Annotated in this window: 18 protein-coding genes and 1 other RNA gene; 5 read left to right on the top strand and 14 right to left on the bottom strand. The window is 66.8% G+C overall.

Translation table 11 applies throughout. The features are described 5' to 3' along the window. Nucleotides 1-100 precede the first annotated feature (100 nt). Both XcodCFBP4690_RS12830 and XcodCFBP4690_RS12835 read left to right on the top strand, forming a co-directional pair. Nucleotides 101-3,136, top strand: coding sequence for a TonB-dependent receptor (locus tag XcodCFBP4690_RS12830; protein ID WP_104541301.1), 3,036 nt, complete (start codon nucleotides 101-103; stop codon nucleotides 3,134-3,136). Between the two features lie 108 nt (nucleotides 3,137-3,244). Further along, entirely contained in the window at nucleotides 3,245-4,765 is a 1,521-nt protein-coding gene (locus tag XcodCFBP4690_RS12835) for a tryptophan halogenase family protein (RefSeq protein ID WP_104541302.1), read from the top strand. A gap of 359 nt (nucleotides 4,766-5,124) precedes the next feature. Here the strand turns inward: XcodCFBP4690_RS12835 and pyrF are convergent, their stop codons facing one another. From pyrF to XcodCFBP4690_RS12850, 3 genes are all read right to left on the bottom strand, one after another. After that, nucleotides 5,125-5,856 (bottom strand): orotidine-5'-phosphate decarboxylase, encoded by a 732-nt coding sequence (gene pyrF / locus XcodCFBP4690_RS12840; RefSeq protein WP_104541303.1) that lies wholly within the window; start codon nucleotides 5,854-5,856, stop codon nucleotides 5,125-5,127. Then, complete coding sequence (locus tag XcodCFBP4690_RS12845) at nucleotides 5,853-6,785, bottom strand: 5'-nucleotidase, lipoprotein e(P4) family (protein ID WP_104541304.1); 933 nt, start codon at nucleotides 6,783-6,785, stop codon at nucleotides 5,853-5,855. Before XcodCFBP4690_RS12845 ends, pyrF begins: the two co-directional genes overlap by 4 nt. Before the next feature lie 37 nt (nucleotides 6,786-6,822). Next, a non-coding RNA gene (locus XcodCFBP4690_RS12850) (sX9 sRNA) lies at nucleotides 6,823-6,910 on the bottom strand. Between the two features lie 355 nt (nucleotides 6,911-7,265). Between XcodCFBP4690_RS12850 and XcodCFBP4690_RS12860 the strand changes: the two genes are divergently transcribed. After that, on the top strand, nucleotides 7,266-7,925 hold the full coding sequence (locus tag XcodCFBP4690_RS12860; protein WP_104541306.1) for a YceH family protein: 660 nt from the start codon (nucleotides 7,266-7,268) through the stop codon (nucleotides 7,923-7,925). Nucleotides 7,926-7,938: 13 nt separating this feature from the next. On the opposite strand, the gene XcodCFBP4690_RS12865 is transcribed toward XcodCFBP4690_RS12860, so the two are convergent. From XcodCFBP4690_RS12865 to XcodCFBP4690_RS12900, 8 genes are all read right to left on the bottom strand, one after another. Further along, nucleotides 7,939-8,790: an STM4011 family radical SAM protein gene (locus tag XcodCFBP4690_RS12865; protein WP_104541307.1), complete on the bottom strand. Its 852-nt coding sequence runs from the start codon at nucleotides 8,788-8,790 to the stop codon at nucleotides 7,939-7,941. Between the two features lie 7 nt (nucleotides 8,791-8,797). Continuing rightward, nucleotides 8,798-10,159 carry an STM4012 family radical SAM protein gene (locus XcodCFBP4690_RS12870; RefSeq protein ID WP_104541308.1) on the bottom strand — a complete coding sequence of 454 codons (1,362 nt, stop codon included), beginning with the start codon at nucleotides 10,157-10,159 and terminating at the stop codon, nucleotides 8,798-8,800. Next, nucleotides 10,156-10,974, bottom strand: coding sequence for an STM4013/SEN3800 family hydrolase (locus tag XcodCFBP4690_RS12875; RefSeq protein WP_208622740.1), 819 nt, complete (start codon nucleotides 10,972-10,974; stop codon nucleotides 10,156-10,158). The genes XcodCFBP4690_RS12870 and XcodCFBP4690_RS12875 overlap by 4 nt, the downstream gene beginning before the upstream one ends. Next, nucleotides 10,967-12,082 carry an STM4014 family protein gene (locus tag XcodCFBP4690_RS12880; protein ID WP_104541323.1) on the bottom strand — a complete coding sequence of 372 codons (1,116 nt, stop codon included), beginning with the start codon at nucleotides 12,080-12,082 and terminating at the stop codon, nucleotides 10,967-10,969. The genes XcodCFBP4690_RS12875 and XcodCFBP4690_RS12880 overlap by 8 nt, the downstream gene beginning before the upstream one ends. Before the next feature lie 19 nt (nucleotides 12,083-12,101). Continuing rightward, nucleotides 12,102-13,013, bottom strand: a complete 912-nt coding sequence (locus XcodCFBP4690_RS12885) for an STM4015 family protein (protein WP_104541310.1) — start codon at nucleotides 13,011-13,013, stop codon at nucleotides 12,102-12,104. 185 nt (nucleotides 13,014-13,198) lie between these two features. Beyond that, nucleotides 13,199-14,233, bottom strand: a complete 1,035-nt coding sequence (locus XcodCFBP4690_RS12890; RefSeq protein WP_104541311.1) for a DUF4272 domain-containing protein — start codon at nucleotides 14,231-14,233, stop codon at nucleotides 13,199-13,201. A 49-nt stretch (nucleotides 14,234-14,282) separates the two neighbouring features. Beyond that, nucleotides 14,283-14,819 (bottom strand): GNAT family N-acetyltransferase, encoded by a 537-nt coding sequence (locus tag XcodCFBP4690_RS12895; RefSeq protein ID WP_104541324.1) that lies wholly within the window; start codon nucleotides 14,817-14,819, stop codon nucleotides 14,283-14,285. Nucleotides 14,820-14,995: 176 nt separating this feature from the next. Beyond that, nucleotides 14,996-16,972, bottom strand: coding sequence for a UvrD-helicase domain-containing protein (locus XcodCFBP4690_RS12900; protein ID WP_104541312.1), 1,977 nt, complete (start codon nucleotides 16,970-16,972; stop codon nucleotides 14,996-14,998). A gap of 204 nt (nucleotides 16,973-17,176) precedes the next feature. Between XcodCFBP4690_RS12900 and XcodCFBP4690_RS12905 the strand changes: the two genes are divergently transcribed. Then, nucleotides 17,177-17,812: a thymidine kinase gene (locus XcodCFBP4690_RS12905; protein WP_104541313.1), complete on the top strand. Its 636-nt coding sequence runs from the start codon at nucleotides 17,177-17,179 to the stop codon at nucleotides 17,810-17,812. A 261-nt stretch (nucleotides 17,813-18,073) separates the two neighbouring features. Beyond that, nucleotides 18,074-19,318, top strand: coding sequence for a GAF domain-containing sensor histidine kinase (locus XcodCFBP4690_RS12910; protein ID WP_104541314.1), 1,245 nt, complete (start codon nucleotides 18,074-18,076; stop codon nucleotides 19,316-19,318). A gap of 103 nt (nucleotides 19,319-19,421) precedes the next feature. Here the strand turns inward: XcodCFBP4690_RS12910 and XcodCFBP4690_RS12915 are convergent, their stop codons facing one another. The 3 genes from XcodCFBP4690_RS12915 to mutM all read right to left on the bottom strand — a co-directional run bounded on the left by XcodCFBP4690_RS12915 (nucleotide 19,422) and on the right by mutM (nucleotide 23,103). After that, complete coding sequence (locus XcodCFBP4690_RS12915; RefSeq protein WP_104541325.1) at nucleotides 19,422-21,023, bottom strand: glucan biosynthesis protein D; 1,602 nt, start codon at nucleotides 21,021-21,023, stop codon at nucleotides 19,422-19,424. A gap of 67 nt (nucleotides 21,024-21,090) precedes the next feature. Continuing rightward, the gene (locus tag XcodCFBP4690_RS12920; RefSeq protein ID WP_104541315.1) at nucleotides 21,091-22,194 is read right to left on the bottom strand and encodes a DUF4380 domain-containing protein; all 1,104 of its coding nucleotides are present in this window, start codon (nucleotides 22,192-22,194) and stop codon (nucleotides 21,091-21,093) included. Between the two features lie 93 nt (nucleotides 22,195-22,287). Beyond that, nucleotides 22,288-23,103: a bifunctional DNA-formamidopyrimidine glycosylase/DNA-(apurinic or apyrimidinic site) lyase gene (mutM, locus tag XcodCFBP4690_RS12925; protein WP_104541316.1), complete on the bottom strand. Its 816-nt coding sequence runs from the start codon at nucleotides 23,101-23,103 to the stop codon at nucleotides 22,288-22,290. Between the last annotated feature and the right edge of the window lie 91 nt (nucleotides 23,104-23,194).

The following is a 23,194-nucleotide window of genomic DNA, read 5'->3' on the forward strand; positions in this document are numbered from 1 at the left end:
GGCTGTTGTTGCCTGTCGTTCCGTGTTCCACACCAAAGCACCAACCCAACGCGCCAGTCACTCCACTGCGTCGCGCTTTACCCCTGGGAGGGGGAAAGTCATGAAGAACCACCGTACCGTCTCCACCCTGCCGGCGCGCAGCCTGTTGTGCTGCGCCCTGGCCGCGTCGTTGTTCGCCACCGCTCCGGCCATGGCCCAGTCCAGCAACGCCACGTTGCGCGGACAGGTCGCCTCCGCACAGAGCGGCAGCGAAGTGGTCGTGACCAATGTCGCCACCGGCTCGGTGCGACGCGCACCGGTCAATGCGAATGGCAACTACACCATCGTCGGTCTGCAGCCGGGCACCTACAAAGTCGAATCCAACGGCGTCAGCCGCACGGTGACCCTGTCGGTGGCCTCCAGTGCCACGGTCGATCTCGGCACCGAGACGGCAACCGCGCCCGCAGGCAATGCGACCACGCTGGACACGGTGACGGTCAGCGCGCCGATGATTCGCGACGTCAAGACCTCGGAAGTGGGCAACACCATCAGCGCGCGCCAGATCCAGCAATTGCCGCAGGCCACGCGCAACTTCCTGGAGTTTGCCGATACCGTACCGGGCATGGTGTTTCAGGTGGACGGCAACGGCAACACCAAGCTGCGCGGCGGTGCGTCCAACGCCAGCGCCGGCAATCTATACATCGATGGCGTGGGCCAGAAGAGCTATGTGCGCAGCGGCGGCGTGGCCGGCCAGAGCGACACACAGGGCAATCCCTTCCCGCAGCTCGCCATCGGCGAGTACAAGGTCATCACCTCCAACTACAAGGCCGAGTACGGCCAGATCAGCGGCGCGGCGATCACTGCGGCCACCAAGTCCGGCACCAACGAGCTGCACGGCGAAGTGTTCTACCGCTATACCGATCAGGACCTGCGCGACAAGCGGCCCGACGAGAAAGAAAACGGCAAGATCGATTCGCAGACCAAGGAATACGGCTTCGCGCTGGGTGGGCCGATCATCCAGGACCGCATGCACTTCTTCGTCGCCTACGAGGGCAAGGAGAACGTGGCGCCCAAGAGCGTGCAACCGAGCGCAGAGGCTGCCGCGTTCGTCAACCAGTTGCCGTCCGACCTGGCCAGCCAGTATGGCCCGGCCAACATGCCGTTCGAAGAAGACCTGTTCTTCGGCAAGATCGATTTCGAACCCACCGATCGTGATCGCATCGAGCTAAGCACGATTTATCGCGACGAAACGCAGACTGCCAACGTGGGCGGCACCAACACGCTGGCGCAGGCCACCGACAAGATCAACAAGGACAAGCGCACCAACCTGCGTTGGCAGCACAGTGCCGACAACTGGTACAACGAGCTCATCGTTGGCACGGAAAACTCGGAGAACAACCCGACCCCGCGTACGCTCGGCAACGGCATCATCTACACCTATTTCCAGCCACGTGCCGGTTCCACCGATGTCGATGAGCGCACCTTTTTGACCACCGGCTCGGCGGGCGGCCTCAATGCGCAGCGCAAGAGTCAAAAGGGCTGGTTCCTCCAGAACGATCTGACCTTCACCAGCTTCCAGTGGCATGGCGAGCACACCATCAAGATGGGTGTGAACTACAAGGACATCGAGCTGACCTCGCAGGATGCGGCGGCGTTGAATCCGCAGTTCAGCTACCGCGTCAACGGTGGCAGCGTGGAATCCACGCCCTACCGCGTGGATTTCGTTGCGCCGTACAACACGCCCGGCCAGCGCGCCACGGTGGTCTCGCCGTCCAAGCAGTACGGCATCTATCTGCAGGACGACTGGGCCGCCACCGACAAGCTGATGATCAACATCGGCGTGCGCTGGGACTACGAAGACACCCCGGCTTATACCGACTTCGTCACCTCGCAGGCCTTCGTCGATGCGCTGTACGCCAACGATCCGGACAACCCCGGCCAGCCGTGGGCCAACCGCCTGCTGCCCAGCGGCATCAACGTGGCCGATTACATCAGCACCGGCAACAACCGCAAGAACTTCAAGGATGCGTGGGCGCCGCGCTTCGGTTTCTCGTATGACTTCTTCGGCGACGAAGCCGCCATCCTGCACGGTGGTGCGGCGCGTTCGTACGACCGCAACCTGTTCGAGCAGCTGGCACTGGAAACCAGCAAGGCGGCGTTGTCGCCAGTGGCGGTGTATTTCGAAAATCCGGCAACCCAGCAGTGCTACCGCGCCGACCGTACCTGCGTGGCATTCGATCCGCGCTATCTCAACGGCATCGACCAGCTCAATACCATTCCCGGTGTGGCCGGCAGCGCCGAGCTCTTCATGTTCAACAACAAGCTCAAGACGCCGTACAGCGATCAGTACAGCATCGGCATCACCAACCAGGTAGGCGACTGGCTGACCGATGTGACCTTCCAGCGCATCCTGAGCTACGACGGCTTTGCGATGGGCCTGATCAACCGTTACCCGGATGGTTCGTACTTCCAGAACGGCAACGTGCCGTGGGGCGAGCCCGTGCCGGGCTACCAGAACACCATCCTGGGAACCAACGGCCTGGAACAGCGCAACAGCCAGGTGCTGCTGTCGGCCGACAAGCCGTACACCAAGGAATCCGGTTGGGGCCTGACCCTGTCCTACACCCACACCAGCGCACGCCAGAACCGCAACATCGACGAGCCCTACGGTTTCGACAAGGCCACCATTCGCGGCTATCCGTTCGTGAAGTCCGACGCGGTGGCCGCGCACCGCTTCGTGGCCTCCGGCTCGATCGATATCCCGTGGGGTGTGACGCTGGGCGCCAAGTTGGTGCTGGCAACGCCCGAGCCGATCAATACCATCGCCTGCTTCGGCTTCACCGACCCCGATGGCGCAACCTGCCAGCAGGTCGGCGTTACGCCGCCGGGCAGCGGCAAGTTCCTGGTCGGTGGCGATATCTGGGGCTACCGCACGGTGGACTTCCAGGCCACCAAGGAGTTCACCGTGGTTGGCGACTTCAAGATGTCGGCACGCGTGAACCTGCTCAACGCGTTCAACTTCAAGAACTACAGCGCGTACGCCTACAACGGCTTCGGCAGCAACGGGCGGTTCGATCCTGACATCGCCATCAACACCAATGGCGAGATCAACTACGTGCCGCGTAGCGTGGTGCTGGAGATCGGTGCAAAGTTCTGATGGGTGCGCCTTCCCCGCGCGTGCACTGCACGCGTGGGGAGCTTTCGTAACGGGGCCGGTTGGCCCCGTTCGTTTGTCCGTCCTCTCTCAGCTCAGGAACGTGCAGGCATGATTCCCGCTCCCCTCCGCAACATCGTCATCGTCGGCGGCGGCACCGCCGGCTGGATGGCGGCCGCCGCGTTTGCGCGCGTGCTTGGGCCCACCTTCAACGTGCAGCTGATCGAATCCGAACAGCTCGGCACCATCGGGGTGGGCGAAGCGACCGTGCCGCATATCAAGGCCTTCAACAACCTGCTCGGCATCAATGAAGCCGAGTTCGTGCGCCAGACCCAGGGCAGCTTCAAGCTCGGTATCGAGTTCGTCGACTGGCAGCGCCCCGGCACGGCGTACATCCACGGCTTCGGTACCCAGATCGGCCATCCGCTCGGGCTGCTGCCGTTCCATCAATACTGGATCAAGCAACAGCTGCGCGGCACGGCGCAGCCGCTGGGTGCCTATACGCTCAATACCGTGGCGGCCGCGCGCGGCAAGTTCATGACCTCGGCCGGCGATGTGCCGGCCAACTCGCCGCTGGCCAATATCGCCTACGCATATCACTTCGACGCCAGCCAGTACGCGCACTTTCTCCGCAGGTATTCTGAGCAACGCGGCGTCACCCGCATCGAAGGGCTGGTCGAGCAGGTGCAGCTGCATCCGGAAAACGGCCATGTGCGATCGTTGCAGCTGGCGTCCGGGCAGGTGGTGCATGGCGAGCTGTTCATCGATTGCTCCGGCTTCCGTGGGCTTCTGATCGAAGAAGCGCTGCACACCGGCTATCACGATTTCACCCACTGGTTGCCGTGCGATCGCGCACTGGCGGTGCCCTGCGAAAACGTCGGCCCACCGACGCCGTACACGCGCTCCACTGCGCGCGCGGCCGGCTGGCAGTGGCGCATTCCGCTGCAGCACCGCACCGGCAACGGCTATGTGTACTGCAGCGCGCACATCAGCGACGACGAAGCCGCTGCCACGCTGCTCGCCAACCTGGACGGCAAACCGCTGGCCGACCCGCGCCCACTGCGCTTCACCACCGGGCGGCGCAAGCAGTTCTGGAACCGCAACGTGGTTGCGCTGGGGCTGGCCAGCGGATTCCTGGAGCCACTGGAGTCGACCAGCATCCACCTGATCCAATCCGGCATTTCCAAGCTGCTGGAGCTGTTCCCACGCGAGGGCATTAGCCCGGTGCTGGTGCAGCGCTACAACGACCGGCTGGCGTTCGAGTTCGACCGCATTCGCGATTTCCTGCTGCTGCACTACCACGCCACCGAGCGCGACGACAGCGCGTTCTGGCGGCATTGCCGCCACATGCCGATCACCCCGGAGCTGCAGGCCGCACTCGAGCTGTTCCGCGACAGCGGGCGCTTCTACCGCAATGCCGAAGAGATGTTCGCCGAGATAAGCTGGGTGCAGGTACTGGTGGGCCAGGGCATCGTGCCGACCGGCTATCACCCGCTGGTGGACCAGGTGCCGGATACCGATGCCGAGGGCTTCCTGGCCAGCGTGGCGCAGACCATCAGCCGGTGCGTGGACGTAATGCCGAGCCACCAGCAGTTCATCGACCGCTATTGCAAGGCGCCAGCGATACGGTAGCGCGATCACCGGGCAGCAAGCGACCCCAAGCAGCCCTGCGCACCCATCGGACCGATGCGCGGGTGACATGGCCGGCGATGCGCAAGGTCACCTCGCCCGCCGCTGCCGTGTACCGCAGGCGGTGGCAGTTCCGCGCGTGCCAGGCCATCGCCTGACCAATCGCCAAAAAAAAGGATCGGGCACAAGACCCGATCCCTTCGAAAACCGGGACAAGCCCGGTGGACAATGAGTGGCACAGCTTCCGACTGACATCGGACGCCGGCATGTTAACGAGACTTTCACATTAAAGCAATGCTTTAATTATTCCTAACTAAGCCATTGATTTATATCGCCGGTCGCGACAACTGAGCGACTACCGCTCAGTCCCGGTGCTGTATCACCGCCGCGCGGATCTCGTCCTGGATGGCGGTGGCAGCGGCCGCAGGGTCGGCAGCCAGGCGGATCGGGCGGCCGACGACGATCGCGTCGGCGCCATCGGTGAAGGCCTGCGCCACGCCCACGGTGCGTTGCTGGTCGTCGCCCACCGGGCCGCCGGGGCGGATGCCCGGGCAGACGATCGAAAACGCCGGGCCGGTGGCACGGCGGATCGGGGCGGCTTCCTGGCCGGAGGCGATCACCCCGTCGATGCCGGCGGCCTGGGCAGCCAGCGCGCGCTCCACCACCACCTCCACCGGTTCGCGGTCGATGCCCATCGCGGCCAGGTCCGGGCGGCCCATCGAGGTCAGCACGGTCACCGCGAGCAGGCGCATGTCGCCCCGGTTGGCCTCGGCGGCGGCCTGCAACATGCCGGCATGCCAACCGTGCACGGTGCAATAGCTCACCGGCCACTGCGACAGCCGGGCAATGGTGCCGGCCACGGTGGCGGGAATGTCGAAGAACTTCAGGTCCACGAACACGCGTTTGTTGCGCTTGGCCAGCGCATCGAGCACGTGGAAATACTCGCCGGAGGCCAGCAGCTCCATGCCGATCTTGTAGAAGGACACCGACTCGCCCAGCCGGTCGACCCAGGCAATTGCTTCATCGTGGCCGGGCACGTCCAGCGCGAAGATCAGCCGCTCGTGCGCGGCCAGGGCCAACGGGGGACGGCTCATCGTGCAAGCTCCAGTGCGGCGCGCTTGGCGTCGTGGCGGGTCTGCCAGGGTTGCGAATAGTCGTTGTTGAACTGCGCCGGCTCCCAGCCGCCATAGCTGGGGTTGGGCAGCATCCACCAACGCTCGCCGAACCAGTCGTGGTACTGCTGCAGCAGCGCGCCGCGCGCTTGGCCGGTATTGGCGGTGACCTGCACGAAGTCGCCGAGCTGGTCGCCGAACTGCATCAGCACGCGATATTTCTGCCCGGCCAGCTGGCGGCGGCAGTTCTTCTCGCTGCCGTTCTGCTCGCAGCCAGGCACCACCGTGCCCAGGCCCAGGAACACGCCGTCGTCGGCCACCGGCAGGCCGGCGCTGCGCAGGTTGGCCAGCGTGGCGTCCTTCAGATGCACCGCGCGGTTGGAGATGTAGATCAGGGTGATGCCACGGGCGGTGGCGGCCTTGGCGAAGTCCACCACGCCCGGAATCGGCTTGGCCTTCTTCTCGGCCACCCACTGATCCCAGCTCAATTCGTCGTACTCCTTGCCGTCGCGCACCAGCCGCGCCTGATAGGGCGAGTTGTCCAGCACGGTCTCGTCCACGTCCAGCACCACCGCCGGCTTCAGGCCAGTGGCGGCATTGCCGCGTTCCTCGGGTACCAGCGCGTCCCAGTTGGGCTGCTCGAGCGCCGCGTCCAGCTTGTCGGCCGCGGCGCGATAGGTCTGCTCGGCGACGGCGCGGTATTCCTCCGAGCGCTGCATCCACAGCACCGCATTGAGGTTGTCGTCGCCGGCCGGCGTGCCGGTCGCCGCCGACTTGGCAGCGGCGGGCGCGGCGGCGGCGGGTGCCGGCTGCGCGAGGTCTTGATGGGCGGGCTTGCAGGCCGACAGCGCCAGCACGGCGCAGGCGAGCAGGGACATCGGTGCGTGAAACGAGGGGCGCATGGCATCCACCAGACAGAAACGGCAATGAAGCCCGCGATTTTAGAGCGGCCAACAGAACGTAGCGAGCAGTCGTCAGGTGGGCGCGGGTGGCGCGCCGGAAGATGTCGCGCACCGGCCGCGCCCGTCTGGCGGCTGCGCAGTGGTTGTGTTGGCCGCTCTCGCCGGTTCGCACGGCTGCCCTGTCCTGTTTCCGCCGCCGATGCGCACGCCGGCTTCTGGCGCGTTGCGGGGCTTGCGGCATGCGGGCGGCAAGGACAGCGCCTGCGTGGTCGGCTCGCAGGCCAGCCGCGGTGCGCGCGCACTTGCTGCCCAATCGGGCCGTCACACGCTGGTCGATGGCAGCAGGTTGCACGCCCAGTCGGGGGCTGGCCACAACACCATCAACCGCACCATATGGCCCTGAAGCCAGCGCGGCACGGCGAAACACGCGCAGACCGCCCGGCACGGGATCGGCATATCCTTCCCCGCTGATTGCCCAGGAGCTGCCGCATGACCGAGACATCGTCCATCCCCGTGCTCGATACCGCCCAGGCCCGCGTGCTTGGCTGCCTGATCGAAAAAGAGGCCACCACCCCGGACGCCTACCCGCTCACCGTCAACGCCGCGCAGGTGGCCGCCAACCAGAAGACCGCGCGCGAGCCGGTGCTGAGTCTGCAGACCGGCGTGGTGCATCACGCGTTGCGCCAGCTGGAAACGCTGGGACTGGTGCGCCAGCAGTTCTCCTCGCGCGCCGAACGTTACGAGCACAAGCTGGGCAGCGTGCTGGACCTGACCCGCCAGCAGGTGGCGTTGATCGGGCTGCTGCTGTTGCGCGGGCCGCAGACGTTGGGCGAGCTGTTCGCGCGCAGCGAGCGGCTGACGCGCTTCAACGATGCCGACGATGTGCGCCATCACCTGGACCGGCTGATCCAGCGCGGCCTGGCGGCGCAACTGCCGCGCGCCAGCGGCCAGCGCGAGGATCGCTACGCGCACCTGCTCAGCGGTGCGCTGGATGTGGAAGCCTTGCAGGCCGCCGCTGCACGCGCCGCACCGGCGACGCGCAGCAGCGCCGACAGCAGCGAGCTGGAGGCGCGCGTGCAGGCATTGGAAGAGCAGCTAGAGGAACTGCGTGCACAGCTGGCCGGACTGCACGCCCGCCTGGGCGCCTGATCGTGCGGGTGGCTCAGTAGATCGCCGGCACCCGTTCCAGCACGCCGCCGGCGTAGTCGGCCTGGAACGGCAGGTCAGGCCGATGCACGTAGCCGATGTAGCAATCGCAGCGCGTGTTCGGACAGCTGCGGGCACGCAGCTGCGCGGCGAAGCTGCCGTCGTACAGATTGCCCAGCGACGTGGCGACGAAATGGCAGCGCCGCACGTTGCCGTCGCCATCCACCGACACCACCGATTCGCCGGTCAGGCAGGGCGCGCCGAAGCTGGGCGGCGGAGTGAGGTTGTAGCCGAAATGGGGATCGATCCGGCTCAAGCGCTGCACCTGCTCGGGCGTGTAGTAGTCCGCCGGGCGCGGATCGAAGGCGTTGAGCCACATCGGCGTGGTGTCGGGCAGCGCCGCACGTAGCGCCTCGATCTCGTCCAGGTGCGCGTGCGAAGCCACCATGCCCACGCTGTGGCGCACGCCACGCTGGCGCAATGCCTGGCAACGCTGCAGGAAGGCCGCACGCGTGACCTGGCTGGGGTGGTAGGTGCACCACAGCGCCAGGCGATCGAGATTGGCGCACTCCAGCCAGCGCAGTCCCACGCACAGGTTGGTCTGGATCGCCACGCGGCGCAGCTGCGGCAGCTGGCTCAGCTGCACCATCGCCTCGCGGTAATGCCGCCGCACCAGGCCTTCGCCCCAGGGCGTGAACAGGATCGACAACGGCCGCGTCTGCGCCTGGGCCCAGGCGACGAACCGCGCCAACTCCTGCGCGTCGCGGTGCAGGGCGGCGGCGCTGTCGTAGGTCTTGGCGAACGGGCAGTAATCGCAGCTGTAATTGCAGCTGCTGAGCCGGCCGCGATAGAGCAACGACAGATGCATCGGCCGCCTACCCGACCTGGTACTGCTGCATGCGCTCGGCGATCGGCGCCGAGGTCAGCCATGGGCCGATGGTGTCGGCGCGCTCCATGCCGGCGGCGGTGAGCGACAGCAGGCTGCCCTGCCAGTGCGCCAGGTCCAGCGCCAGCAACTCGCGCAGCTGCGGCAGGGCGTCCAGGCAGTCCATGCCGAACCGCTGGCGGAAGTCGTCGCGGTCCAGCCCGGGCACCACCAGCAGCGACTGGATCGCATGCCGCCGCCGGGCATCGTCGGCATCCAGCGCAATGCCGTAATCGGCACGCGCAAAGCTGGCCGGATCGCGCGCCAGGTAATGCTCGAGAATGTCGGCCACCGAGCGCCGGCTCACCCCGTATTCGCTGGAGTAATGCAGCCCGGCGGTATACGAGCGCGCGCCGCAGCCGATGCCGACCATGCCATCGCTCTGGCAGCAATACACCGGCGCATCGGCATCGACGGCGTGCGGGGCGCGGAACATGCGCATCGAGACCTGGGTGTAGCCGGCTGCCAGCAGCCGGTCGCGCCCGGCTCGGTACAGCGCCAGGCGCGCGTCCAGCGGCTCGGGCTGCAGCACGAAGCTGCGCCGCCCGCCGGCCCTGGCCTCGATCCGGCCCAGCCCGGTCATCGGCCGCACGTATAGCGGGTACAGGTACAGCTCCTCCGGTGCGAAGGCCAAGGCGCTGTCGATCGAGGCCAGGAAGCTGTCCACGGTCTGCCCGGCGATGCCGTAGATCAGGTCCAGATTCAGCGTGGCAATGCCCTGCTCGCGAATGATGGCGATCGCCCGCTCCACCGTCTCGCGCTGCTGCGGGCGCACCAGCGCGCTGACCTCGGCGGCGCTGAAACTCTGGATGCCCATGCTGACGCGGTCGATGCCGGCCTGCCGGCAGACCCGCAGCCGGTCGGCATCCACGGTTTCCGGCGAGACCTCGATGCTGGCCGGGATTGCGTCCAGCACAATGGTCGCGTGGCGCGCCACCATGTCGAACACCCGCTGCAACTGCCCCGCATCCAGATAGCTCGGCGTGCCGCCGCCCATGGCAAAGCGCACGAAACGGTGCGCGCCCAGCGCCTGCACGGTGGCCTGCAGTTGCCGTTCCATCTGCGCCAGATACGCCTCCACCTGCGCCGGCGCCGGCCGCGCCAGCGCGAACAGGTTGCAGAACCCGCAACGGTACGAGCAGAACGGGATATGCAGGTACAGGAACAGCGCCTGCCGCGGTTCGTCGGCCCACACCTGCTGCAGCGGCACGGGCGGCTGCAGCGGCCGGTAACTGGTCTTGTGCGGATACGAGTACGAATAGGCCTGATACGGCGGCAGCGCCAACAGATCGGCCAGCGAGGGCAGGCTCATGGAGTCACCAGGAAATGGGCGTACGGCACGGTCATCACCACTTCGTGGGCCAGGCGATGGCCGTGGTAGCCATCCTCGCCGTAGGCAGTGCCGTGATCGGAACAGACGATGGCGAACGCGCCACCGCGCGCGCGCAATGCGGTAAACAGCGGCGCCAGCGCGGCATCCACATAGCGCAGCGCGGCGCAGTGGCTGTCGAAATCGTCGTTGATGGCGCCGGGCAGGTAATGCCGGTTGGGCTGGTGCAGCGCCGAGACGTTGATGAACAGGAAGCAGCGCGTGTCGCGCAACGCTGGGTCGCCCAGCCGCGCGCAGGCCAAGGCCACCTGCTGCTCGGTCGAATCGGGCGCGGTCACGCCGAACGCCGGCGTCCAGTGGCTTTCGCGGAACAGGCCGGGCAACTGCGCGCCCAGCGCATTGCGCTTGTTGAAGAAGCCGGTGCCGCCGATGCACAGCGTGTGGTAACCGCAGCGCGCCAGGCCATCGACGATGTCGCCGCTGTCGGCAAACACCCGGGTCTGCGCCACGATGCTCTCGCTGCCATCGAAGGCCAGCGCGAACAGGCGCGGATGCGGGCCCTGGCGGGCAGGCGTGGGCAGGAAGCCGGCGAAGAACGCCATGTGCGCCGCATAGGTGAAACTGCCCGGCGTATGCCGCCGTTCCCAGCCATCGGCCGGCAGATAGCGCGCCAGCACCGGCAGTTCGCCGCGCGCAAAGCAGCGCTGCGCGGCGTCGTAGCGCAGCGTATCCAGGGTGATCAGCACGATGTCGCGCGTACCGACGATGGCGTGCATGTCCGGCAAGTGCTCAGCCATGCCGTCGTCTCCCGTCAGTGTCCTCGCAGGCGACGCCATCGCCCAGTGCCGCCTGGTCTTCGTAGGTCGTGCGCCCCTGCCAGCGCAGCTCCGGCAGCAGATCGCCGAAGCCGTTGGCTTCCAGCACGTGGCAGCGCCCATCGCGCTGGATCAGGTCCAGGCCGATCATGCGGCAGTCGGCAAACGCGCGCGCGGCCTGCGCCACCGTGGCCGACACCAGCGCGTCCACATCCGCGCCCTGCCACGCCTGCGCCGGCAGGCGCCGATTGCCCAGATGCAGGTTGGTCAGCGGGCCGCGGCTGGCGCGGGCCACGCGCTGGCGCGCCACGCCGTCCAGCGCAACCACCCGCAGGTCGTAGTGATGGCCGGGCAAGCCGGGCGCGCGCGGCTTGGGAATCCACCGCTCCAGATAGGCGCCCTGCGCGGCGATCGCATCCACCAGCGGTGCGATGTCGGTACGGCGGGTGTAGCGGCGCTGCCGCAGCGCGTTGAACACCCGCACACCGCCCGCGTCCTGGACCAGCTCGGCCGAACCGCTGGCGATCTCGCGCCCATCGCGGTGCCAGCGATACGCCAGCACGCCGGCGCCGGACGATCCGTAGCGCGGCTTGAAAAACGCCTGGGTACAGCCGGAGACCTGCAGGCAGGCGCGCATGTCGGCATAGCTGTCCACGCTGCCCAGCAGCGTGGGCACGGCCACGCCCGCCGCGGCCAGGCGCTGCTGGCAGGCGAGTTTGTCGGTCATCGCCAGCAGCCCGGCGGGCGGGTTCAGATACTGGCCGGCCGGCAGCGACGCGAGCAGGTCCGCAAACCCGGCGTACCACAGCTGCTGATGGGCCAGTTCGCCATGCGCCAGCGGTGCCGGGGCAGGTCCGGGCGAGCCCAACGTGCGCCAGCCGCGCAGGATGAGCGCCCGGTGCAGTTCGGGCGCCTCGCCAGGCGATTCGAGCTTGACCCGCGCGGCCGGGTGGCGTGCCAGCCAGTCCTGCAGCGGGGCCGGCGTGTCCAGCAGCTGCAGATAGTCGAACACCACCGCCGCAGGATGTCCCTGCGCCTGCAATGCCTGCTGCAGGGCCGCGATCCTGCGGCTGTCCCGTGGCCCCACCACGACCCAAGGCACGCTCACCTCATTCGGAGACGGCGACGTAGCGTTCGTCCTCGTCTTCCTCGAGCGGCTCATCCAGGATCACCGTCACCGGCAGCGTCGCCAGGCGGGCCTGCCACTCGGCAGAGATGTAGTGATGGCTCAGGTCGATCCGCTGCAGCTGGCCCAGCTGGGTGCTTTCGACCAGCGCGCGCGCACCGGCATCGCCAATGGTACCCAGCGACAGGTCCAGCGTCTCCAGGTGGCCCAGCCACGGCTGGGTGGCCAGCCAACTGGCCAGTTCATCGGTGTTGGCGGCATTGCGCAGGCCCAGGTAGCGCAGCCGTTCGGGGCCGATCGCCGCCAGCAGCCGCTGGTAGGTGCCCAGCTCGCCGTCGTAGCCGTAATCCTCCACGCCCAGCCATAGCTCCAGGTGCTGCAGGGCCGGCAGCGTGGACTCGGCGATCGCCTGCACGATCGCCGATGGCAGACCGCCGCATTCGATCGCCAGTTCCTGCAGCTGCGCATGCGCAAACGGCGTCAGCTGCAATTGCGAGGAACCGCGGATGCGCAGCGATTCCAACGCCGGGAACGCCGCCAGCAGCGGGGTGTAGTCGGTCTGGATGATCCAGGAGATCTCGCAGTCTTCGTAGGTCATGTCGCCGACGAACAGCGCACGCAGCGCCGGCAGTTCGTCGCGGCGTTCGATCAAGCGCTGCAGGTAGCCGTTGGGGCCTTCATCATGCGATTCGCGCCACGCGCCGATGATCAGCGCCTGGATGCTGGCCGGATCCACCTGCGCGAGCAGGCTGTCGAGCAGTCCCGCCTGGGTGTCCTCGCCTTCGTACTCCTGGCGCAACCGGTACACCACATCGCCGCCGCTGGCCGGTTGATCGACACTGAAGTCCACCACCCGCTTGCCACGATAGAATTCCGAATACTGGCCGATAGTCATTGCATTGCCTCCCTGGCTCGGTGAGCGGGCAGGATACCCGCACGTCCATGGCAACCTCGTTAAGCGGGGGTGCCCGTTCCATTGCCTACCACCGATCGTCCGTGCAGCGGCCGGTCGCGCGTTCTCTCGAAGGAGAGACCGCACGTTCTGGCGAGCGGGGGCGAGGCCTGTACGCCGACCATTGCTCAGGTCGGTGTATCCACCTCGTCCCAGTCGGCGTCTTCGAAGTGCAGCAGCCAGTTGAGCGCGTAATGCCGCTCGTACACCACGCCGGGCACGATGCCGGCGGGGACCGTCTGACCGGATTGCTCGGCCTGGCGCACTGCCCAATGCAGGCGCAGGTGGCGGTCCAGCGCATCCAGCAGCTCGGGCAACGGGCGCAGCGTTGGCGGCGGTGCCGTGGGAATCTTGGCGCGCTCCAGCGCGCGCTGCGCCACGCCGGGCACATCGCACAGACCGGTGGGCAGCGGCAGGGTGTCGGTCATGCCCACCGCCCATTGCAGCAGCGCCAGGCTTTCATAGCGCCAGCCGAAGTTGGCCAGTTGCTGCGCATCCGGCTGCGCGTGTCCGAAGAATGCCTGTTCCTGCGGCGACAGCGCAGCCTGCAGTCCCGGCAGGCGTTCGGCCATGTCGGCCAGCGACGGCGGCGTATCGCCGGCGGCCAGGATTTCCGCCCGCAGCGCCACCGCAAACAACGCCAGCATGCGCGCGGCAATGCTGTCCGGCGTCCGCAGGCGGGCCTCGGCCTGCCCCGGTACCGGCGGCAGGCTCGGTGGCACGCGGATACCCAACGCTGCCAGTTGGTCGTGCTGGCGCGCGCGGCGCGCCAGCGCGTCCGGTGGATAGGGCAGCTGCGCCTGCGCATCCAACGGCGGCTCGCCCTGGCTGATCAGCACCCGGCCCTGCGGGTCGCGCACGCTGCCGTCGGCCAGGAAGCACACCGCGTTGGCCTGCTCGGCCCACTGCGCCAGCGCGCCGAACGCCGCATCGTCCAACTCGAAGCTGAAGTGCTGGCGCACCCGCTGCACATGCCGCATCAGGTGATAGCGCGCCTGGGTCATCTGGCCATCGCCGGCCTGGCTCACATAGCCGACAAAGCCGTGCAGATGCGCGGCCAGTTCCGGATCGGCGTGGTCGCGATGCTGCACGGCGGCCTGCGGCAGAAACTCCGGCCACAGCGGCGTGCGCAGCGTGGAATAGGCGTTGATCAACAGCGCCATGCGGGCCCCCTTTGCGATGGAAACAGCCGGCAGGGTGGCGCAGCGCCGCTCAGCTGTCCACGCCAGCAGGGCCGAGCTCGATCGTGTAGTACGCCACCGCCTCGGTGCCGGGACTGAGCACCCGCAGGCTCTCATAGCGCAGCCCCAGCGCTTCCAGCGCGCGGATCGAATCGGCATTGCCTGGCGAAACGATCGCGCACACCTGCGTCAGTCCCAAAACCTGGTACGCATGCGCCAGCACCGCACGCCCGGCTTCGGTCACATAACCCTTGCCGCGATACGTGGGCAACAGCGCAAAGCCGATATGCGGCATCGGCAAGGTCTCGCGGCACAGCAGGCCCAAGGTGCCCATGAAGGTGCTTGCCTGCCGCGTTTCCAGCGCCCAGTGCGCGAAGCCGTGTTGTTGCTGATGCGCCTGCGCCCACTCGCGCAGATGCTCGCGCGCCTGTTCGCGCGTGCGGATGCCGCGGTCGTTGATGCCGGCGATGAACGCAGGGTCGTTGACCAGCGCCAGCATCGCTTCGGCATCGCGCTCGGGGTCGAGCAGACGCAAGCGCACGCGTGCGGTTTCGAGGATGACGGTCACGGCGCGCTCGGTTGGCGGGAGCCTCAGACTGCCGTGCGGCAGGGGCACTGACAAGCCGGACGGCATCGCACACCGTCACGCCCGCTGCCGCAGGTCGCCGGTGGCGGCCTCACCGCCATCGTCGCCCAGCTCACAGCGAGCGCAGGCGGCGTAAGGGGAGCCGCTGTCCGCCGTGCTCAGTCGAACAACGCCTGGATCGCCGCCAACCCCGCGCTGGCGCGTTCCTTCTTGCGCTCGGCATCGGCCACCGGGTCGGCGCCGTCGCGCTGCAGCTCCGCTGCCGGAATCTCGTCGAAGAACCGGCTCGGCTTCAACCGCACATGCTCGCCGAACTTGCGCGTCAGCTTGCTGTAGCTCATCCACAACTGCTGCTTGGCGCGGGTGATGCCCACGTACAACAGGCGGCGCTCTTCCTGCAGATTGCCTTCTTCCAGGCTCACTTCGTGCGGCAGCACGCCATCTTCGCAGCCGACGATGAACACATAGCGGAATTCCAGGCCCTTGGATGCATGCATGGTCATCATGCGCACCTGGTTGCCGCCATCGTCCTTGTCGTTGCGCGACAGCAGCGCCAGCTGCGCAGCCAGATCGCTGGCGCTGGCGCCGCGCGGCCCACCTTCGAACCATTCTGCCAATTCGTCCAGGTTGCGCTTGCGGCGCTGGAAGCCGGTTTCGTCCTTGGACTGGTTGCGCAGATCGTTGAGCAGGCCGGATTTGTCGGCCAGCATCCGTACCAGTTCGCCCGCCGGCATGCTGGTGGAGTGCTGGCGCATCTCGCGCAGGATGTCGGTAAACGCGCTCAGGCCGTTGGCCGCACGCGGCGGCAGCTGCTGCAATGCCCCCATCGACTCGGCCGCACGCGACATCGGCACCGACTTGCCGCTGGCCAGCTCGGCCAGTCGCGCCAGCGAGGTCGCACCCACTTCGCGCTTGGGCGACTGCACCGCACGCAGGAAGGCGGCGTCATCGTCCGGATTGACGATCAGGCGCAACCACGACAGCAGGTCCTTGACCTCCTGCCGCTCCAGGAACGCTGTGCCGCCGGTCAGGTGATATGGCACCCGCAACAACTGCAGCGCCTTTTCCAGCGGCCGTGACTGGAAATTGCCGCGGAACAGGATGCAGAAATCGCTCCACGGCACCTGCTTGGCGGTGCCCAGGAACGAGATCTCGGCAGCCACCTTTTCCGCCTCGTGCTCGCTGTCGCGGCATTCCCACACGCGAATGCGCTCGCCGTCGGCCTGGTCGCTCCACAGCGTTTTCAAATGCTCGTGCGGGTTGTGCGCGATCAGCGCGTTGGCCGCGCGCAGCACGCGGTTGGAGCAGCGGTAGTTCTGCTCCAGCTTGATGATTTCCAGCGCCGGATAATCGCGCCCCATCTGCTGCAGGTTTTCCGGGTTGGCGCCGCGCCAGGCGTAGATGCTCTGGTCGTCGTCGCCCACGCAGGTGAAGTTGCCGCGCGGGCCGGCCAGCATCTTCAGCAGCCGGTATTGCGCATCGTTGGTGTCCTGGCATTCGTCCACCAGCAGGTAGCCGATGCGTTCGCGCCAGCCCAGCACGATTTCTTCGTTGGCCTCCAGGATCTGCACCGGCAGGCGGATCAGATCGTCGAAGTCCACCGCATTGAAGGTGGTCAGCCGCGCCTGGTAGCGCTCGTACAGACTGGCGGCTTCTTTCTCGCGATTGCTGCGCGCCGCGGCCATGGCCTGCTCGGGCGAGAGCCCGGCGTTCTTGGCGCGCGAGATCAGGTTCTTGGCGTCCTCGATCGCATCGGGCTTGGCGCCATGCATCAGGTCCTTGATCTGCGCGGCGGCATCGTCCGAATCGAAGATCGAGAACCCGCGCTTCAGGCCGGCGGCGGCATGTTCGATCTGCAGGAACTTCAACCCCATCGCATGGAAGGTGCAGATGGTCAGGCCATCGGCGCCGTCGCCGCGGATGCGCTTGGCCACACGCTCGCGCATTTCCTTGGCCGATTTATTGGTGAAGGTGATCGCGGCGATGCGCTTGGCCGGGTAGCGCCCGGTGGCGATCAGGTGCGCGATCTTCTCCACGATCACGCGCGTCTTGCCGCTGCCGGCACCGGCCAGCACCAACAAGGGACCTTCGCAGTGCAGCACCGCGGCGCTTTGCGGGGGATTGAGACCGTGCATAGAGGCTTCCGACAGAGCGCGCCATTGTACCGGGGCGGGCAGCGGCTGGCCGGCGCAGCGGGTTCATGCGGCGCCGGGAAGCGCCGCCGTTGCCGCAGCGTGTTCGCGCAATGCGTGATGGCGACTGATGCTGCTGCATCGGCCGGCCAGCCCGGACAACGCCTGCCTTCCGCATCCCGCCGCCCGGCCCGCTAAAATCGCCCAATGGCCAAGCTCTATTTCTACTATTCGGCGATGAACGCCGGCAAGACCACCACCTTGCTGCAATCGGCGCACAACTACCGCGAGCGTGGCATGCGCACGCTGATCCTCACGCCCAAGCTCGATCACCGCGCCGGCAGCGGCGTGGTCGCCTCGCGGATCGGACTGCGCGCGGACGGGCGCACGTTCGACCGCAGCACCGAATTGCAACAGCTGGTCGAACGCGACATCGCCGCCGACGGGCCGCTGCATTGCGTGCTGGTGGACGAAGCGCAATTCCTCGGCCGCGCGCAGGTCTGGCAATTGAGCGAGGTCGTCGACCGGCTGCGCATCCCGGTGCTGTGCTACGGCCTGCGCACGGATTTCCGCGGCGAGCTGTTCGAAGGCAGCCAGTTCCTGCTGGCCTGGGCCGACGAACTGGAAGAGATCAAGACCATCTGCCACAGCGGCAGCAAGGCCACCATGACCGTCCGCGTGGATGCGCACGGCCACGCCGTGCAGGACGGCCCGCAGGTGGAGATTGGCGGCAACGAACGCTACGTCTCGGTCAGCCGCGCCGAGTTCAAGAAGATCATGCGTGGCGAAGGCCGCATCGATCCGTTGCAGATCGCGCTGCCGCTGCCGTCTGCCAGCAGCTAGGTTGCCGCCTTACCGGTCGGCTCGCACGCCGATGGCAGGCATGGGACGCTGCTCGGGAGCGTGCACCGCGGCCGCGGCCTCGCATTCCCCAGCTATACCATTCATCGCCATCGCCAGACCCGCGCGGGCATGCACACCGCAGCATCCCCGGCGCCGACCGACAGGCATATCGTGATGCCTGTGTGGCAGCGGCCTGATGCCCGACCAGGCCCGGCTGTGGTGCTGTAAACTGGCGGGCATCCACTTCTGGGGAGGCAATGCATGGGTCCGCTTCCCGCTGAGCTCCGCGCCGATATCGCGCGCGTTGGCCGGCTCTCGTCGGTCCCGGATGTCCTGACCATTCTCACCCGTCTGACCGGCATGGGCTTTGCCGCGGTCGCGCGCGTGACCGACGCGCGCTGGATCACCTGCCAGGTGCGCGACGAGCTGTCCTTCGGCCTGGTGCCGGGCGACGAACTGCCGCTGGCCACCACGTTCTGCGACAGCGTACGGGTCAAGGGCAACGCGGTCTGGTTCGGCCATGCCTCGGACGACCCGGTCTACCGCGACCATCCGTCGCCACGGCTGTACGGTTTCGAAAGCTATGTCTCGGTGCCGATCCGCTTCGACGATGGCAGCGTATTCGGCACCCTGTGCGCGCTGGATCCGCTGCCACGGGTCATGGACCGGCAGCTGGTGGAGAAGGTCGAGCTGCTGGCGCAGCTGCTGGGCGCACAGATCCAGGCCGAACAACGCGCCGAGGAGAGTGCGCAGGAATCGCAACGCGCGCGCAGCGAACTCGGTCGCGCCGGCGCCTCGGCGCGGCTGCGCGAAGAATTCATCGGCATCCTGGGGCACGACCTGCGCAACCCGCTGCAGTCCATGCACGCGGTGGTGGACATGCTCGCCATCGACCCGATCAACCAGCGCCAGGGCGGCGCCATCCGTTCGATGCAGCGCAGCTTGCAGCGCATGGAAGAGCTGATCGACTTCGCCTGCGATTTCGCCCGCGGCATCGAGCGCGACTGGCTGCAGCTGGACTACGGCAATGGCAGCGATCTGTCCGACGCGCTTTCGCAGGTGGTCGACGAAACCCGTGCCGCCTATCCCAATCAGGTGCTGTCCACGCACGTGGCCATCGACGAACCGGTACATGGCGATGCGGTGCGGCTGGCGCAGATGTTCGGCAGCATGATGATCAACGCGGTGGTGCAGGGCCAGCAGAGTTCGCTGATCAAGGCGGTGGCGGTCACCGAACAGGGCCGTCTGCGGCTTGAGGTCTGCAATCTGGACGGCATCGATCCACGCCGGCTGGATGTGCTCCACGCTTCCACGCACGTACATAGCGCCGGCCGCGCGGTGCCGGAAGTGGATCTGGGCCTGCACATGGCCGCGCAGATCGCACAGGCGCACCAAGGTGAGCTGCGCATCACCAGCGGCAAGAACGGCACCTGCTTTGGCGTGGAGTTGTCCTGCGCACGGCCGCGCACGCGCCTGCAATTGATCAACGGCACGACGTTGGCTTGAGCGCGCTGACGCTGCGGCAGCGCCGGCAACGCTCCTGCACCGTCGCGCGCGTTGCCGTCGATCGACGACGGCAACGCACGTTCCGCATGCCCGGCACGCGAATTCAGTACAGCTTTCGCTCGCTCGCCGGTGGCGGTGTCCACTGATAGAGCCAGGTTTCGGTCAAGGGCTTGCCATTGGCGCGCAGGTACAGACGGATGTCGATCTGCTGGGTGCTCTCGTCCGGTGGCACCAGGTCGAACATCGCCCGGTAGCCCTTGAGCTCGTACAATGGGCGCGCGGAGACGATTTCGGTGGTGCCGCGCGACACCTGGATCACCGCTTCGACCTTGGTCTTTGCCTCCTTCACCAGGGCAGGCAACTCGCCCCCGGCAAAATCCACCGCAAACCGCCATGAGAAGTGGCTGCGCTTTTGCCCGACGATACCGCCCAGCCCGGTGCGGGTGGCCACGCAATGCGCCAGCGGCGAACTGGCCGGCGGCTGTGCGCCCCAGTACAGGCGATACCCCAGCAACAGTTCCTGCCCCGGCTGTGGCTTGGCCTGCGGGTTCCAGAACGCCACGATATTGTCGAAGGTCTCGTCCACGGTCGGAATCTCGACCAACTGCACCGACCCCTTGCCCCAGCCGCTCTTGGGCTCCACCCACAGGCACGGGCGCTTCTCGTAGAACACGCCGTCGTCCTGGTAATGGTCGAAGTTGCGGTCGCGCTGCAGCAGCCCGAAGCCGCGCGGGTTCTCATCCACGAACATGTTGAAACGCAGCTGCGGCGGATTGCACAGCGGCCGCCAGATCCATTCGCCGGCACCGGTCCACATCGCCAGGCCATCGGTGTCGTGGATTTCCGGCCGCCAGTCCCAGTCCATGCGGCTATCGTTTTCGCCAACCTGGTACATGCTGGTGCACGGGCCGATGCCCAGCCGCTCGATGGCCTTGCGCGGGTACAACGCGCTATCGATATCCATCACCAGCACGTCGCCATTGGTGATGGCAAAGCGATAAGCGCCGGCAACGCTGGGCGAATCCAGCAGGCCGTACACCACCACGGTATCGGAGGCGTCGGCCGGTTGTTCCAGGTAGTAGGCAATGAAGTCCGGAAACTCCTCCGGGCCACCGGTTCCGGTGTCGATGGCCAGCCCGCGTGCGGACTGCCCGTACTGGCCTTCCTTGCCCACGGCGCGGAAGTAGCTCGCGCCCAGAAACGCCGCAAAGTCGCGCTCGGTGTCCTTGCGCGTATTGAGCCGGAAGCCGGCAAATCCCAGGTCCTTGGGCAGCTGTTTGCCCCCCAGCCCACTGCTGCCGTAGTCGAACGCAGCCGGGTCGTAGGCCAGTTGCTGCGCCTTGCCATCGACGATGTCGTAGATATGCACCGGCGTGTGGAAATACAGCCCCAGGTGGAAGAATTTCGCCTGGAACTTGCCATTGCCGTCGGCCCACAACGCGTGATCCTGGCGATAGCGGATCGATTGATACTGATCCCAGTTCAATGCCTCCAGCGGGCCGGGCAACACCTGCTTGTGGCTCTTGTACGGTGCGGCAGCCAATGCGCGCGCCTGTCCCTTGAGCCAGGCATAGTCGAAGGGTTGCGGCTGGCCGAGCCGACGCAGGCCCACGGCCTTGCCCGCCAATGCCCACTGCGGCACTGCCGGTAAACCGAGCGCGGCCAGGGCGGCAGCGGCATTTTTCAGGAAGTGGCGTCGTTGCATGCGCATCGGTCTGAGCTAAGGAATGGCGACATCATAGCCACAGCCCGGCGTGGACGCGCATGCGGGTTCAAGGCCCCTCGGATGCAGCCACGCAGGCATGGTCCAGGCCCAGCTCCGTGGCCTTGCTGCACAGGAACTGCCGCTGTGCCTGCACCTGATCGGGCCCGGCGTACGGCAACACCGTCCACTGCTCCTGCGCCTGCATCTGCGCGCCCGGCGCCAGCTGGCGATACGGCGCGTGCACCTCCATTTCCAGCAAGCCCTGTTCGGGATGCTGTGGCGGCGCATCCAGATACAACTCCACCTGACCCTGCTCGGGATGGATCGACGCCAATGGCTGGTGCGCGAAGCGAATCACCAGGACCTGCGTTCCGGCAAACCCGGCCATCCAGCCTGCCGATGGCTGCAGCAACAGCTTGCCACGCTGGATCAGGCCGTCGTGACGCGCGTCGGCGCGCAGTGCAAGGACGCCTGCGTGGTGCGAGAAGGTCGGCGCTGTCGTCCCCGGCTCTGTTGCTGGTTGCACCCGCACATCGGCCGTGCTGGCCACCGGCACGAAGACCCGCGTGCTCGCTGCCACCCGGGTGTTGAACCACAGATCCCAGGCGATCGCCTGCTTGCGGATATTGCGCGCGGTGGCGCGCAGCTCCACGGTGTCCGCGCGCGTCCCGGAGAGCGCGATGTGCTTGCCCAGCTGCACGCCCGTCACCGGGCTGGGTACGCCTTGCAGACTCGCCCGACTCGGCCCATGGGTGACCACGCGCGTAGTCGCCAGCGACAGATACGGGTCCGGCGGCCACACCGCAGCCGCGGCCTGGCGCTGCGGATTGGCTTGCTGATGCACCCACCACTGGCTCTGCGGTCCCACCCACACGTCGTGTCCCAGATACGGCACATCGCCAGCGGTGGCAGACACCACCGGTGCCGGCAGCCGCTCCATGGCGGTTCCCACTTTCAACACATTGGGTTGCCCACGCAGGTTGAAGGACAGCACGCGCCCACCGAATGCCGGCGTCAGACTCAGCTCCAGCACCTCGTTGCTCAGGCGGATGCGCTCCACCGCTGCGGTATCTTGGTGATTCGGCGCATCGGCCTGCGCCAGGCTCCAGGGCAGCAGCGTCAACGTCACGGCTATCCACAGCGACTTCAAGCGGCGCGGCATTCCGGGCATGTGGCAATTCCAGGCGTAAGGCCCGTGATTGTCGCGCCGTCCTTGCCAGGACACTAGTCGTCCAGCTACGGCGTCAGCCCACCACGCTAGCGCCTATCGCTGGCAGCTGCCGCACCACACCGTTGCCCGCTGCCCGATGGTGGCGTGCTTCAAGGCCCGCCCGCACTGTTTGCAGGGCTCGCCCTCACGGCCATACACACTCAATTCCTGCTCGAAATAGCCGGGTGCGCCATCCGGGTTGATAAAGTCCCGCAACGTGGTGCCGCCACGCTGGATGGCGTAGCCAAGTATCTCTTTGACGACAGCGGCCAGCCGGCGATACCGGTCCAGCGACACCTTTCCGGCTTCGCGCAATGGACTGATTCCCGCGCGATGCAGGCTTTCGGCCGCGTAGATATTGCCGACACCAACCACCACAGCCTGGTCCATCAGATAGGTCTTGACGGCCGCGCGGCGCCCACGCGACAGCGCATGCAGATAATCGCCGGTGAATGCATCGGATAATGGTTCCGGCCCCAGGTCAGCAAGCAATTCATGCGCTTGCGTGTCCGACTGCCATAGCAAACAGCCGAACCGGCGTGGGTCGTTGAAACGCAGGACACGCCCATTCTGCAGGCTGATGTCCACGTGGTCGTGCGCGCGCGGCAAGGTATCGCCCGGCAGTACCCGCAGGCTGCCCGACATGCCCAGGTGCAGCAACGCACTCCCGCCAGCGTCGGTATCCATCAGGACATACTTCGCACGTCGACGCACCTGTGTGATGGTGGCGCCGGGCAGCAGACGTTCGATCTGCTCGGCAATGGGCCAGCGCAGATCCGGACGACGCAGGATGACGCCATGAATGCGTTGCCCGACCAGATGCGGTGCCAGACCACGCACAGTAGTTTCGACTTCAGGCAACTCCGGCATCGCATCATCCAGTACCGCCGGTCGTCCCCGGCAAAGCAGAACATGGAGGTATGCGTAGCAAAAGCAACCTGCGCGCTGCCGCATTGGCGGA

This window comes from Xanthomonas codiaei, assembly GCF_002939785.1.
GTDB classification, from domain to species: domain Bacteria; phylum Pseudomonadota; class Gammaproteobacteria; order Xanthomonadales; family Xanthomonadaceae; genus Xanthomonas; species Xanthomonas codiaei.

What these genes read in the sequence shown, in the direction of transcription:
- mutM (WP_104541316.1), bottom strand. Translation starts at nt 23,103, where the DNA reads ATGCCGGAGTTGCCTGAAGTCGAAACTACTGTGCGTGGTCTGGCACCG.
- XcodCFBP4690_RS12870 (WP_104541308.1), bottom strand. Translation starts at nt 10,159, where the DNA reads ATGAGCCTGCCCTCGCTGGCCGATCTGTTGGCGCTGCCGCCGTATCAG.
- XcodCFBP4690_RS12885 (WP_104541310.1), bottom strand. Translation starts at nt 13,013, where the DNA reads ATGACTATCGGCCAGTATTCGGAATTCTATCGTGGCAAGCGGGTGGTG.
- XcodCFBP4690_RS12890 (WP_104541311.1), bottom strand. Translation starts at nt 14,233, where the DNA reads ATGGCGCTGTTGATCAACGCCTATTCCACGCTGCGCACGCCGCTGTGG.
- XcodCFBP4690_RS12830 (WP_104541301.1), top strand. Translation starts at nt 101, where the DNA reads ATGAAGAACCACCGTACCGTCTCCACCCTGCCGGCGCGCAGCCTGTTG.
- XcodCFBP4690_RS12875 (WP_208622740.1), bottom strand. Translation starts at nt 10,974, where the DNA reads ATGGCTGAGCACTTGCCGGACATGCACGCCATCGTCGGTACGCGCGAC.
- pyrF (WP_104541303.1), bottom strand. Translation starts at nt 5,856, where the DNA reads ATGAGCCGTCCCCCGTTGGCCCTGGCCGCGCACGAGCGGCTGATCTTC.
- XcodCFBP4690_RS12920 (WP_104541315.1), bottom strand. Translation starts at nt 22,194, where the DNA reads ATGCCCGGAATGCCGCGCCGCTTGAAGTCGCTGTGGATAGCCGTGACG.
- XcodCFBP4690_RS12905 (WP_104541313.1), top strand. Translation starts at nt 17,177, where the DNA reads ATGGCCAAGCTCTATTTCTACTATTCGGCGATGAACGCCGGCAAGACC.
- XcodCFBP4690_RS12915 (WP_104541325.1), bottom strand. Translation starts at nt 21,023, where the DNA reads ATGCAACGACGCCACTTCCTGAAAAATGCCGCTGCCGCCCTGGCCGCG.
- XcodCFBP4690_RS12865 (WP_104541307.1), bottom strand. Translation starts at nt 8,790, where the DNA reads ATGCATCTGTCGTTGCTCTATCGCGGCCGGCTCAGCAGCTGCAATTAC.
- XcodCFBP4690_RS12835 (WP_104541302.1), top strand. Translation starts at nt 3,245, where the DNA reads ATGATTCCCGCTCCCCTCCGCAACATCGTCATCGTCGGCGGCGGCACC.
- XcodCFBP4690_RS12900 (WP_104541312.1), bottom strand. Translation starts at nt 16,972, where the DNA reads ATGCACGGTCTCAATCCCCCGCAAAGCGCCGCGGTGCTGCACTGCGAA.
- XcodCFBP4690_RS12860 (WP_104541306.1), top strand. Translation starts at nt 7,266, where the DNA reads ATGACCGAGACATCGTCCATCCCCGTGCTCGATACCGCCCAGGCCCGC.
- XcodCFBP4690_RS12910 (WP_104541314.1), top strand. Translation starts at nt 18,074, where the DNA reads ATGGGTCCGCTTCCCGCTGAGCTCCGCGCCGATATCGCGCGCGTTGGC.